Origin of the sequence: Microbulbifer sp. JSM ZJ756 (assembly GCF_044383805.1) — a bacterium.
Taxonomy (GTDB): Bacteria; Pseudomonadota; Gammaproteobacteria; order Pseudomonadales; family Cellvibrionaceae; genus Microbulbifer; species Microbulbifer zhoushanensis.
Map to the genome: position 1 here is coordinate 1 of NZ_JBISER010000002.1, position 13445 is coordinate 13445.

General features: G+C 60.6%; 9 protein-coding genes. 1 reads left to right on the forward strand and 8 read right to left on the reverse strand.

The annotated features are described in order from the left end of the window. Positions 1 to 486 precede the first annotated feature (486 nt). From ACH6CX_RS03955 to ACH6CX_RS03975, 5 genes are all read right to left on the reverse strand, one after another. On the reverse strand, positions 487 to 984 hold the full coding sequence (locus tag ACH6CX_RS03955) for a hypothetical protein (protein ID WP_396674881.1): 498 nt from the start codon (positions 982 to 984) through the stop codon (positions 487 to 489). A gap of 424 nt (positions 985 to 1408) precedes the next feature. Continuing rightward, positions 1409 to 2674: a ribonucleotide-diphosphate reductase subunit beta gene (locus ACH6CX_RS03960; protein ID WP_237063920.1), complete on the reverse strand. Its 1266-nt coding sequence runs from the start codon at positions 2672 to 2674 to the stop codon at positions 1409 to 1411. 650 nt (positions 2675 to 3324) lie between these two features. Beyond that, complete coding sequence (locus tag ACH6CX_RS03965) at positions 3325 to 6264, reverse strand: ribonucleoside-diphosphate reductase subunit alpha (protein WP_232941432.1); 2940 nt, start codon at positions 6262 to 6264, stop codon at positions 3325 to 3327. 984 nt (positions 6265 to 7248) lie between these two features. After that, positions 7249 to 8163 (reverse strand): ornithine carbamoyltransferase, encoded by a 915-nt coding sequence (gene argF / locus ACH6CX_RS03970; RefSeq protein ID WP_232941433.1) that lies wholly within the window; start codon positions 8161 to 8163, stop codon positions 7249 to 7251. Between the two features lie 59 nt (positions 8164 to 8222). Beyond that, positions 8223 to 9407 carry an aspartate aminotransferase family protein gene (locus ACH6CX_RS03975; protein ID WP_396674884.1) on the reverse strand — a complete coding sequence of 395 codons (1185 nt, stop codon included), beginning with the start codon at positions 9405 to 9407 and terminating at the stop codon, positions 8223 to 8225. A 271-nt stretch (positions 9408 to 9678) separates the two neighbouring features. Between ACH6CX_RS03975 and grxD the strand changes: the two genes are divergently transcribed. After that, complete coding sequence (gene grxD, locus ACH6CX_RS03980; protein WP_232941435.1) at positions 9679 to 10011, forward strand: Grx4 family monothiol glutaredoxin; 333 nt, start codon at positions 9679 to 9681, stop codon at positions 10009 to 10011. Between the two features lie 518 nt (positions 10012 to 10529). Here grxD and bfr read toward each other — a convergent pair. The 3 genes from bfr to ACH6CX_RS03995 all read right to left on the reverse strand — a co-directional run bounded on the left by bfr (position 10530) and on the right by ACH6CX_RS03995 (position 13087). Next, positions 10530 to 11012 (reverse strand): bacterioferritin, encoded by a 483-nt coding sequence (gene bfr / locus ACH6CX_RS03985; RefSeq protein WP_232941436.1) that lies wholly within the window; start codon positions 11010 to 11012, stop codon positions 10530 to 10532. A gap of 352 nt (positions 11013 to 11364) precedes the next feature. Next, positions 11365 to 12678, reverse strand: a complete 1314-nt coding sequence (locus ACH6CX_RS03990; protein WP_396674887.1) for a DUF2254 domain-containing protein — start codon at positions 12676 to 12678, stop codon at positions 11365 to 11367. Between the two features lie 196 nt (positions 12679 to 12874). Further along, on the reverse strand, positions 12875 to 13087 hold the full coding sequence (locus tag ACH6CX_RS03995; protein WP_232941438.1) for a bacterioferritin-associated ferredoxin: 213 nt from the start codon (positions 13085 to 13087) through the stop codon (positions 12875 to 12877). Between the last annotated feature and the right edge of the window lie 358 nt (positions 13088 to 13445).

Sequence of the window (13445 nt, forward strand, 5' to 3'; positions counted from 1 at the left end):
CGTACTTTTTCATTGGTACAGGTTGATCACATTAACGAACAGCCAACGAGTCCTGCGCTTTTTGCAGGAACTCGTTCGGCGTCTTGTTAGATTTAAGCCAGATAGAACTGTAAAGCATTGTGGTTCACCTCTGGGTAAAATTGCCACTGCTTAAGCAAGGCCTATCGAACTGTGTGGAAGTGAAGTTACTACTGGAAGGGATAGTAGATGCAGCAAAATGCCTTGCCGTGAAGTGAGGCTTACGTCCGCAACCACTCGTGCTTGCGAGCGGAAGCAACGCTTCACGGTAACATAGAAAATTTTTGCTCGTCATCTTCCTTTTAGAAGTAATTCCACTGGTCCAGTTAATTTATATTTCGTTACTGTATTTCTATACAGGTGTTAGATTCTGGTAAAGTCCAAAAGCCAATCACTCCGAGGCCGACAAAATCTAACGCTGCGATTTGCGGTGAGCGGAGCGAACCCGCAACATTGCCTTGTTAGAGATCACCGATCGAAAAACCATTCGAGCGCTTCCGGCACCTCTTCCCCAGACACTTCCAATATTACTTCTGCGTAGCCATGTTCCTTAACTGAGATCGCGAAAGCCGCCAAAGCAGCACGGCTTATTGCGTTACTCTTTTCTGCACCGATGATGGCAGCGGCAATTCGCCCAAGTTCGGCAAGAGAATGAAAGTATTCAGCCACCAGTTCTTCCGGTACAGCTAGCCCTTGTTTGAACCGAGCAACTTCAATTGATGCCGGAAGCGCGAAGAAGCTGATAGATGCCTTCTGCGGATCGCCCGCTAGGCGTTTAACGATTTCAGGCACAGCAGCAAACGACGCCGAGTAGATATCGCCCTGGTGATAGAGGCAACTCCATAGAGAAAACCAAGGCTCCTCATCGTAGGAGGATTCATCAGGAAATACGGAAATCGCTTCCAGCAATGCAGGAATGTTCTCCGCAGTGCCATAGGCATGATTTAACTTCTCCCAGTTGGGCACGAATTCCCTCTTTGATCTCTAACAGTTTATTCAAAAGACGCATCTATATATCCATTCGTCGTCTATCTACAAATAGTGATGCGTGAGTGTTATCAGATAACTCATATTTTTCAATACATTAGAGCCTTTTCGAGGGTGGCAGCTCAGGCAAAAACGTGATGCGTCTTGCTATCCAGCTGAGCCACTAACCCTTTCTTCTCCGAGAATGCGCTTTAAAATCAATAGATTAGAGAGGCTCCTCGGGCAGATACACGACGCGTCTCGTGATCTGGGTCTTTTTCCTGACGTTCCTGACTAATTTTGGGCTCGGCTCGCTATTGTGGGATACAAAAAAAGCGGGCTTTCGCCCGCTTTCAATACCTCTCTTCCTGTGAGCGACTACTTGTTGTAGTTGTCCCTGTTTATTGCTTCTTGGTTGTTCCTACTACCACTGAAGCGCACCGCCGGTCTGGTATTCGATAACCCGCGTCTCGAAGAAGTTCTTCTCTTTCCGCAGGTCCATGATCTCGGACATCCACGGGAAGGGGTTCTGGGCGCCCGGGAACTGTTCCTTCAGGCCCAGCTGGCTCAGGCGGCGGTTGGCGATGAAGTGGAGGTATTCCTCCATCATGTTGGCATTCATGCCCAGTACGCCGCGGGGCATGGTGTCGCGGGCGTAGGCCACTTCCAGTTCCATGCCTTCCAGGATCATCTGCGCCACTTCCTGCTGGAACTCCGGGGTCCACAGGTGCGGGTTTTCCAGCTTGATCTGGTTGATGACGTCGATGCCGAAGTTCAGGTGCATGGACTCGTCGCGCAGGATGTACTGGAACTGCTCGGCAACGCCGGTCATCTTGTTGCGGCGGCCCATGGACAGGATCTGGGTAAAACCGCAGTAGAAGAAGATGCCCTCGGTCACGGCGTAGAAGGCGATCAGGTTGCGCAGCAGCTCCTGGTCGGTTTCCACGGTGCCGGTCCTGAAGTTGGGGTCGCCGATGGACTGGGTGTGCTTGAGGCTCCAGGCGGCTTTCTTGGCTACTGAAGGAACCTCGCGGTACATGTTGAATACCTCGCCCTCGTCCATGCCCAGGGACTCCACGCAGTACTGGTAGGCGTGGGTGTGGATGGCTTCCTCGAAGGACTGGCGCAGCAGGTACTGGCGGCACTCCGGGTTGGTGATGTGGCGGTAGATGGCCAGCACCAGGTTATTCGCCACCAGGCTGTCGGCGGTGGAGAAGTAGCCCAGGGAGTATTCCACGATGCGGCGCTCGTCCTCGGTCAGACCCTCGGGGTCTTTCCACATGGACACGTCCTTGTTCATGTTCACTTCCTGCGGCATCCAGTGGTTGGCGCAGCCGTCCAGGTATTTCTGCCAGGCCCAGTCGTACTTGAAGGGCACCAGCTGGTTGAGGTCGGCGCGGCAGTTGATGATGCGCTTCTCGTCCACCTCGATACGGGCGGCGCCCATCTCCAGCTCTTCCAGGCCCGGTGCCGGGTCCATGTCGGCTACGGCGGCCCGTGCCGCTGCCACGGCGTCGGAGGCCGGCGCGGTGGTAACGGTGGATTGGGCCGCGGGCGACGCCGGTGCGGCGTGGCTCTCATAGGAGACAGCCGGTTCGGACACCTGCTGTTGCAGTGTTTCCGGCGCCGGTCGCGGTTCAGTGCTTTTCTTTTCTTGTGACGGTGTTTCGAGATCGTCCCAGCTAAGCATATTGGCCTTTCCGTCTTTTCTGCTGCGTGAATTGCTGCGTGTGTTCGATTCTTGTTGCCCCGGTGTGGCCACCGTTCTGCGGGTTAAGTCAGTGCGCCGGGGGCGGGGTTTCGGAACCGTCCGCGCCAGGGAAGGCGCGGCCGGAGCTACAGGGATGTATGTCTGCGTTTCCGAAATCCCGTCCCCGGTGCGCTGACGCCACAGGGGTGGTCCAGGCACCAGGGCAGTATTTGTGTCCGGGTTATTTTTAACCCGGGCTGGTGCAGGGCTTCCTGCGCCAGATCAAGTTTGCGGTGGAATCGGGTTCTCACCATTCGGGTTTCGAGTGCTGCCACTCCCCGGTCCGTTACTTCCCGCGCTTCCCCCATAGAAGGGCAGGGGACCGGGGGCGCAGCTTATGGTCTTAGCCGCAGTGCGGTTAGACGCTCTCCCCCGAGAGACTTTACGGCACCTTCATAAATCTACTGCGCGTGCGCCTGGCGGCGTCCGGCGGTGCTGGTGCGCCAGCCCGGTCGGCATGCTCATGTATTACCTATACACTCCGCTGCCTCCGCTCCGGCGGCCACCACCAGCCACCCGCTCGCTACGATTTCTGAAAGTGCCTTTAAAGGTGCCTTTCAGGTTTCCCCTTGCGGGGAAACTACTACTTCTTACTGGCAGGCCTCGCAGTCCGGGTCGTCCAGGGAACAGGCCTGGGGTACCGGGGCTGCCTGCGGTTCGGCGGCCGGGGCGGCGGCTGGTGCTGCCGCTGCCGCGCCGTTGGTGGCGCCGGCGCTTACCGCGTTCAGGTTGCCACCGTTCACGGTGGATTTTTCCGTGCTGGTGGCGGCCAGGGCGCGCAGGTAGTAAGTGGTCTTCAGGCCACGGTACCAGGCCATGCGATAGGTCAGGTCCAGCTTGCGGCCGTCGGCGCCGGCGATGTACAGGTTCAGGGACTGGGCCTGGTCGATCCACTTCTGGCGACGGCTGGCGGCGTCCACGATCCAGCGCGGCTCCACCTCGAAGGCGGTGGCGTACTTGGCTTTCAGGTCCGCCGGCACGCGCTCGATCTTCTGTACCGAGCCCTCGTAGTATTTCAGGTCGTTGACCATTACCTGGTCCCACAGGCCGCGGTCTTTCAGGTCGTGCACCAGGTACGGGTTCACCACGGTGAACTCGCCGGACAGGTTCGATTTCACGTACAGGTTCTGGTACGTGGGCTCGATGGACTGGGAAACCCCGGTGATGTTGGCGATGGTCGCGGTGGGGGCGATCGCCATCACGTTGGAGTTGCGCATGCCCTGGGTTTTCACCTTGCTGCGCAGGCTGTCCCAGTCGAGGGTGCTGTTGGTGTCCTGCTCGATGTATTTCTCACCGCGTTGCTCCGCCAGTACCTTGATGGAGTCCAGCGGCAGGATGCCCTGGCTCCACAGGGAGCCGTCGTAGCTCTGGTACTTGCCGCGCTCGGCCGCCAGGTCGCTGGAGGCGGAGATGGCCTCGTAGCTGATGGCTTCCATGGTGATGTCCGCGAACTGCACCGCCTCGTCGCTGGCGTAGGAGATGCCGGCGCGGTACAGCGCGTCCTGGAAGCCCATCAGGCCCAGGCCCACCGGGCGGTGACGGAAGTTGGACTGGCGCGCGGTGTCCACGGAGTAGTAGTTGATGTCGATGACGTTATCGAGCATGCGCACGGCGGTGTTGACGGTCTTTGACAGCTTGGCGCGGTCCAGCTGGCCGTCTTCACCAATGTGCTGGGCCAGGTTCACGGAGCCCAGGTTGCACACGGCGATCTCGTCGTTCGCCTTGGTGTTCAGGGTGATCTCGGTGCACAGGTTGGAGCTGTGTACCACACCGGCGTGCTGCTGCGGGCTGCGCAGGTTGCAGCTGTCCTTGAAGGTAATCCACGGGTGGCCGGTCTCGAACAGCATGCCCAGCATCTTGCGCCACAGGTCCAGTGCACGCACTTTCTTGTGCAGCTTCAGCTTGCCCTCGGCGGCCAGCTGCTCGTAGTGCTTGTAGCGCTCCTCGAAGGCGGTGCCCACCAGGTCGTGCAGGTCGGGGCAGGTGGCCGGGGAGAACAGGGTCCACTCCTCGTCTTCGAACACGCGCTTCATGAACAGGTCCGGTACCCAGTTGGCGGTGTTCATGTCGTGGGTGCGGCGACGGTCGTCACCGGTGTTCTTGCGCAGCTCCAGGAATTCCTCGATATCCAGGTGCCAGGTTTCCAGGTAGGCACACACGGCGCCCTTGCGCTTGCCGCCCTGGTTCACCGCCACGGCGGTGTCGTTGGCCACTTTCAGGAACGGCACCACGCCCTGGGACTTGCCGTTGGTGCCCTTGATGTAGGACCCCAGGGAACGCACCGGCGTCCAGTCGTTACCCAGGCCACCGGCCCACTTGGACAGCATGGCGTTGTCCTGGATGGCGCCGTAGATGCCGTGCAGGTCGTCCGGCACCGTGGTCAGGTAGCAGGAGGACAGCTGCGGGCGCAGGGTGCCGGCGTTGAACAGGGTGGGCGTGGAGCTCATGTAGTCGAAGGAGCTCAGCAGGTCGTAGAACTCGATCGCGCGCTCGTTCGGGTTTTCTTCATTGATGGCCAGGCCCATGGCGACGCGCATGAAGAAGATCTGCGGCAGCTCGAAACGGATGTCGTCGCTGTGCAGGAAGTAGCGGTCGTACAGGGTCTGCAGGCCCAGGTAGGTGAACTGGTGATCGCGCTCGCCCTTGATGGCGAAGCCCAGTTTCTCCAGATCGAAGGTGGCCAGGGCCGGGTCCAGCAGCTCCAGCTCGATGCCTTTTTCCACGTAGGCGGCCAGGGTCTGGCTGTACAGGTCTTCCATCTCGTGGGCGGTGGCGTCGTTGGCCACACCCAGGAAACGCAGGGCCTCGGCGCGCAGCTTGTCCAGCAGCAGGCAGGCGGTGGCGTAGGTGTAGTTGGGTTCCTGCTCGACCATGGTGCGGGCGGTGATCACCAGCGCGGTATTGATGTCTTCCTGGGAGACGCCGTCGTACAGGTTGCGCAGCGCCTCGCTCAGGATGGCCTCGCCGTCCACGTCCTTCAGGCCCTCGCAGGCCTCGGCGACGATGGTGCGCAGGCGGTCCAGGTCCAGCGGCAGCATGCTGCCGTCTTCCTGCTTCACGCGGATGCTGGGGTGGGTCTCAGCGGCCTGGGCGGGGGCTTCTGCCTGCTGGCCCTTCTCGGCACGCAGGCGGGCGTGCTCCTCGCGGTAGAGGACGTAGTCGCGGGCGATCTTGTGCTCGCCGGCGCGCATCAGGGCCAGTTCCACCTGGTCCTGGATTTCCTCGATGTGGATGGTGCCACCGGAGGGCATGCGGCGCTTGAAGGTGGCGCTGATCTGGCCCACCAGCTCCTGCACTTTCTCGTGGATGCGGCTGGAGGCGGCGGCGGTGCCGCCCTCTACGGCGAGAAACGCCTTGGTGACAGCGACGGAGATCTTGCTGTCGTCATAGGGCACCACGGTGCCGTTGCGCTTGATGACGCGAACCTGTCCCGGCGCGGTGGCGGCGAGGGTGGTGTCGCTACCGGCCTGATCCCTGGAAGTGCCGTTTTCGGAAGGAACGGCCTGAGAGCGCCCTGTCTCTGTGTGCATGTAGATCTCCGCAAGTATTTACTGAGTTATTTCCGCTTGTTATCCGCGTCACCTGCGCGGCCTGTCGCGGGGTCCCCGTCGCCCCGGTTGCCCGTCCGTCACCGGTGGGTGCGGGCGGGGAGGGCGAACAGGCCGTGCCCCCGTCTGTGTCGTATTACCTGTGGCTCCCGGTCACCGACCTGTTACCTCTGGGCGCGACACATCCGGGTGCCGGTGGCGGAACAATGCCGCCCGGGTACCTCTGGATTCATCTGGAAAACTTCTGACTGACTGAGTGGCGCCAAACCGGTTGGCGCAGAGTCTTGACCGGCCCCTGTCAGCTTGGGGCTGTGTTGGGAGTAAAACCCTATATGTTGGGGTTGCCCCTCGACTGCGCAACAAGATAATGCGGTAGAGGCCGATTTTCAAGGCGGATAACTCGGGGGTTATCTGTGGATAAATTGTGGGTAGGCGGTGAAGGTCAGTAGCTACTCTGCCGCCAGCGCCCGCCGTTGCTGGTGGTGTCTAAAAGGTGACCAGCTGTGAAGAAAAGCCGGTGTTTTTAAGAATTTTTTTTAATAGTTTTGGGCCCCTAAATTAACCTGGGCAATAACTGTTTTGACCTGTGTAGTCAGTGAGCAAAGTGGTACTACGGCGTCCATTTTTGCGTGGCATTATGCGCCGATGAAGGGCGCGCCAGTGGCGTAAAAATCACCAGCTGTTTCGCACTGTTGATCATCTATGCCGGTTGTTTTTTGAGCGCCGGGGCGCGTTGGCCAAGGCGGTGGAAAAATAACCGGCCAGCTTCGGCCCGCCGTGCACAAAAAACGAACACCCGGGAATGCCTGCCCGCCGCCGGGGCGCGGCAAGTTACACGGGGCGGTTCACGCTTTCAAACCATTTCTGGCGCCAACATAAAAAAAGCGCCCGGCCGGTGCAACCGGCGCGGGCGCCCTGGGTTCACTACTGTGAAGGGTTACCGCAAAGGAATGTGACGCGGGAAAATCAGTTGCTGTTTTCCTGCAGGAATTCCATCAGCGCCTTCTGGGCGTGCAGGCGGTTTTCCGCCTCGTCCCACACCACGGAAATGTTTTCGTCTTCCAGCAGTTCGGCGCTCACTTCCTCGCCGCGGTGGGCGGGCAGGCAGTGCATGAAGATCGCCTCGCTGTTGGCGTGGCTCATCAGCTCGTGGTCCACCAGGTAGCCCTCGAATGCCTTGAGGCGCTGGTGCTGTTCGGTCTCCTGGCCCATGGAGGCCCACACATCGGTTGCCACCCAGTCGGCGCCGCGCACGGCATCTTCCGGCTTGCGCACGATAGTGACCCGGTCGCCGGCGCTGGCGACGATGGACTGATCCGGGTCGTAGCCCTCGGGGCAGGCGATGCGCAGCTCGAAATCGTACTGGCGCGCGGCGTTGATATAGGAGTGGCACATATTATTGCCGTCCCCGACCCAGGCCACCACGCGGCCGCTGGGGCTGCCGCGATGTTCTACATAGGTCTGGATATCCGCCAGCAGCTGGCAGGGGTGGAAGCTGTCCGACAGGGCGTTGATCACCGGCACCCGCGAGTGGGCGGCAAAGCGCTCCAGCACGTTGTGGCCGAAGGTGCGGATCATCACCATATCCACCATGCGCGAGATCACCCGGGCGCTGTCCTCGATCGGCTCGCCGCGGCCCAGCTGGGTGTCGCGGGGGGACAGGAACAGGGCGCTGCCGCCCATCTGCGCCATGCCCGCCTCGAAGGAGACGCGGGTACGGGTGGAGGACTTCTCGAAGATCATCCCCAGTACCTTGTCGCGGAACGGCTCGGTGGTGATGCCCTGGGCGCGCAGCGCCTTCAGTTCAATGGCGCGCTCGATCACCGTGTCGAGTTCTTCCCTGTTCAGGTCCATCAGGCTGAGAAAATGTCTGGTCGCCATGGGTCTTGTCTCCCTTCTTTAATACAGGCGGTTTGTTATGTCTGTGCCGGTTGCGTCCCTCAGGCCGCCTGGCGGGCGAATTGCAGGACCAGTGTGCTGACAGTATCGGCCACCTGGCGGCACTCGCTGTCCGTGAGTGTCAGCGGCGGCAACAGGCGCAGCACGTTGCCGGCGGTGACATTGATCAACAGGTCGTGGGCGCGGGCCTGCTGTACCAGTTCGCCGCAGGGGCGGTCCAGCTCGATACCCACCATCAGGCCCAGCCCGCGGATATCGTGCACGGCCTCACAGCCACCCAGCTGCACCCGCAGCTGTTGCAGCAGGCTGGCCCCCAGTGAAGCGGCGCGCTCTACCAGCGCCTCGTTCTCCAGGGTTTCCAGCACCGCCAGGGCGGCGCGGCAGGCCAGCGGGTTGCCGCCGAAGGTGGAGCCGTGGCTGCCGGCGCCGAACAGCTGCGCCGCCACACCGCTGGCCAGGCAGGCACCGATGGGTACGCCATTGCCCAGTCCCTTGGCCGTGGTGACCACATCAGGGAGTATGCCGGCGTGCTGGTAGGCGAACAACTCGCCGGTGCGGCCGTTGCCTGTCTGGATCTCGTCCAGCATCAGCAGCCAGTGGCGGTCGTTGCACAGGTGGCGCAGGCGCAGCAGGTAGTCGCTGTCGGGGACGCGGATGCCGCCCTCGCCCTGCACCGGCTCCACCAGCACCGCGACGATATCGTCGTGCTGCGCCGCCAGTGCCTCGATGGCGGCGACATCGTTGAAGGGGACCCGCAGGAAGCCCTCCGGCAGCGGGGCGAAGCCCTGCTGGGCGGCGGGGTTGCCGGTGGCGGTGAGGGTGGCCAGGGTGCGGCCGTGGAAGGCGTGCTCCATTACCACGATGCGCGGGCAGGCCAGCCCGCGCGCGTTGCCCAGCTTGCGCGCCAGCTTGATGGCGGCCTCGTTGGCCTCGGCACCGGAGTTGGAGAAGAACACATTGTCCATGCCCGACAGGGCCACCAGCTTTTCCGCCAGCTGTTCCTGGGCGGGAATATTGTAGAGGTTGGACACGTGCAGCAGGGTGTGGGCCTGGTCCTGCAGCGCCGCGGTGACCGCCGGGTGGCAGTGCCCCAGGCCGCAAACGGCGATACCGGAGATGGCGTCCAGGTAGCGTCGGCCGCTGTCGTCCCACACGTAGTTGCCTTCGCCCCTGACCAGGGTCAGGGTCCTTTCGCCGTAATTCTGCATCAGTGCGGGGGTGGCCACTTTGCTGTCTCCTCCTGTTGATCTGCCTGTAGGCCTGTCGAGCCGGTTGCCGCAGGAAATTCGGCATTGTCGCCTTCAATCCGCAGTTTCCCCGGGTTGGCCGGCAATACTACCACAAGGATAGTGGCGGGATAGTCGCGGAGGCCGGGAATTGGCGTTTTTCGTATGCGGCTACACACTAGGGTACAATGCCGGCCAGCGCGCCACTGCCCCCGGCCGGCGCAACGCCCAATTTATCGACCGGTACCACTACCCGAGGTTAGTTATCCCTATGGACACAATGGAGAACATCAAGCAGCAGATCGCCGACAACGCCATCCTGCTCTACATGAAAGGCAGCCCCAACGCGCCCCAGTGCGGCTTTTCCATGCGCGCCTCCCAGGCGCTGATGGCCTGTGGCAAGCGTTTTGCCTATGTGGATGTGCTGTCCAACCCGGATATCCGCTCTGAACTGCCCAAGTACGCCAACTGGCCCACCTTCCCGCAGCTGTGGGTGAAGGGCGAGCTGGTCGGCGGCTGTGACATCATCATGGAGATGTACGAGAGCGGCGAGCTGAAGACCCTGGTGGAAGAGGCCTCGGCCGAGAGCGAGGACGGCGAGTAAACCTTGCCGGTCCCCGGGACGAAAAAACCGCGGCCAGTGCCGCGGTTTTTTTATGCCCGCAAACCGGGCCGGTGCCATGCAGGCGGGGCAGGGCGCACACAAGGTGCGCCCCTACGGGGGAACGAACCGATCCGGGGAATGATGCAGGGGCGCACCTTGTGTGCGCCCAGGGGCAGTTCACCCATAACGCCGGCCCCGGCGCAGTGGGATGATGGTAGAGAGGGTATTGCCGTAATAACCGGGTAAAACAGGTTGACGTAGGGGCGCATCTTGTGTGCGCCCGAATACCAGTGTCCACGAGACCTGGTCCCTGGCGTCAAGCCGGGGGAATGATGGAGGGGGTTGGGGTTGCTGGGGGAGGGCGGACACAAGGTCCGCCCCTACGGCCGGGTTTCCGGGTCCGGCGCGGGGGCGCATCCCGTCACCCGATACGGTCTGTCGTTGGTATCGGCAATGGATCCGGGTAATTCGGGAAAAGATCGTAGGGGCGCACCTTGTGTGCGCCCGGGAAACAGCCCTTATTCGTCGGAGGCTTTTTCCATCTGGGTTTGCAGGTAGTTTTGCAGGCCTACCATGTCGACCAGCTCCAGCTGCTTTTCCAGCCAGTCCACGTGCTCTTCCTCGGACTCGAGGATTTTCTCCAGCAGCTCGCGGCTGCCGTAGTCGCGCACGGATTCACAGTAGGCGATACCGTCGCGCAGGTCGGGGATGGCCTTGGATTCCAGCTTCAGGTCGCACTTGAGCATTTCCTGTGGGTCTTCGCCGATCAGCAGCTTGCCCAGGTGTTGCAGGTTGGGGATGCCCTCCAGGAACAGGATCCGCTCGATGAGCCAGTCGGCATGTTTCATTTCATCGATGGATTCTTCGTATTCCTTTTTGCCCAGCTCTTTCAGGCCCCAGTTGTCATACATGCGGGCATGCAGGAAATACTGGTTGATGGCCACCAGCTCGTTGCCCAGTGCTTTGTTGAGGTGTTCGATGACCTTGGGATCGCCTTTCATAGCTTTTGCTCCTGTGCCCGCGATGCCGGGTGTGCACCCGCGGGAATATCCTGTTGTGAGTTGTGTGCTTCCGCGCCGCCAGTCAGTTATCAGTAATTTTATTGTAGGGTCGGTAGCGCATATGCGGTGGAGTTTGCGGTGCTGTCAGCGGCAAGTCAAGGGAAGCGAAAATTCACGCAGACACTGTATATAAAGGGTGAAACACAAATTTGGCCGAAAAGCGGAACGAAAATGATTCCTCTTTAGATGCCCTTCGAAAACCTTGTCGATAGTCATTTTTATTTACTGTGCGCGGAAAAATGCCGGGCGCAGGTTGGCAGGGCAGGCAGCGGGACTTTTATTTGGTCAGCTGCTAGTTGGTGAGCTGCACGGCGATTTCCTCCACGCGGGATTTGATCGCCTGCAAATCGTTGCTGCTCTCGATAAAGGTTTCGCAGTCCTCTTCCAGCTGCCGCACATAGGCGAGCATGGCGCGGCGGTCCTGCCCGCGGCCGCAGGCACGGCTCAGGCGCAACAGGGAATTCAACAGGTGCCGCATGAATACACCATTGGCGCGGCCGTGCTCACAGATTTCATCGAGTGAGGCATCCAGCAGGTCGGCGAAGGTCAGCTCCCGCGTTACCAGGCGCAGGCGGCCGAGCTCATCGGTAAAGCAGTTTCCCGGTTCCGGTCGTTGCAGCACCGTGCCCAGTCCCTCCACCAGTCGATCGACACAGGTATAGGCGGTGAACGGATCATTGACGCCCGGCGACAGCGCGCGCACGGCAATCTGCGACAGCTGCCGGATGGAAAAGACAATATCCTGTTCGGCGGTTGGCTGGGAGCCGATTTCCACCGCCGAGTGAATGCCGGTGAGCAGCGAATCCATATCGGCGGGTGAGTCGAAGATGCGCCCGATGACACCCCAGTGATTGACGTAGGCTCCCGCGTGGCAGGTGATCTGCAGGCAGCAATCGTATTTCTCCGCCAGGGCCTGCAGGGCCGGGCGGTTGACCAGTTGCACATAGCCGCCGCTGCCGCTGGGGATATTGATCCAGCCCTGGCCCAGTTCCAGGCGGTCCTCGTCGAATTTCTGCCCTTCCATATCTTTCGGGGACTGCGGGTATTCGCGGTCGATCGCGCGATGGAACTCCTGGTTGATCTGGTGGGTGATGTTGTCCACCTGGATGGTGAGCGCCACGTTATGGATGAAGTACACCAGGAACAGGATGCTGGCCAGGGCCAGCAGCATGGCCACGTGCACGGCCAGGTCATAGTTGCTGACGTTGTCTTCCAGCGTATCGATGCTGCGGATGGTGACCAGCGCATAGACAAAGGAGGCGAGAAAGATCCCCAGTGCCACCTGGGTGCTGCGGTCGCGGACAAAATTGCGCACCACGCGCGGGCCGAATTGGTTAGAGGCCAGTGTCAGTGCCACCACCGTAATGGAAAAGACGGTACCGGCCACGGTAATGGTGGAAGAGGCAATAGTGGAGAGCAGGGCGCGGGCGCTGTTGGCGTCGCTGATGCTGAGCCAGTCAATCCCGGTAGCGCCGGCGACATCGACGGCGCTGTCCAGTAGCCGCAGGCCGATGGCGAGAAGTATCGCCAGCACAATCATACTGGCCGGCACCGTCAGGAAACTGGTGCGCAGTTGTTCACCCAGGTGCTGGAGGGAATGCCGCATGCTGTCCCACTGGTGGCCGTGCAGGTTTCCTTAGCTTAGTGCACCGGCAGCGACTGTTGTCGGGGCCATTATCGGCGGCGGCAACCTGGTGTGATGGCTCGTATGCAGTAAAGGATCAGGGCCGGGGGAGCGAGAGGGGAAGGCCTGGGAGCGGGGGAGGGAGCGGGCGACCACGGGGGGTGGCCGCCGGATTACATCAGCTGGCGGAATAGAACAGGCCGCTGTTGGCGTTGGCGATAACACCGCCACTCATGGTTTCTTCGATGATCTCCTGGGTGAGCTCGGCACAGCGGCCGCACTGCGAGGATACGCCCAGCTGGCGACGCAGGGCCTTGACCGAGGTAGAGCCGTCATACACGGCTTCCTTGATCTGGCGGTCGGTAATGCCTTTACAGATACATACGTACATGGCTGCTTCTACCCTGTGGCGCACAATGCCCAAATAAGAACGATGTGTGGATCGTATTGCAATTGAGAATGAGTGTCAATAAGGTTCCATGAATGCATGGTTTTTATTCTAGTTGGCTAAAACATGACCCACAGGGCAATTGTCGCGAAACCCTGACCGATGGGTCGGGCCCCGCCGGGGAGTCCGTCGGCACACCGGCATGAATTCAGGCCCCGGGCATTGAATCCATTGCTATCGACACCATATAAATTTTCTATGGGACTGGCCGGGGTGGCTGTGTATCATTGCGGCCCACTATCAATTCCATGGCAATTTATTACTCCTGTATATAAATTGACCGTTTCGACATTTTAATTAC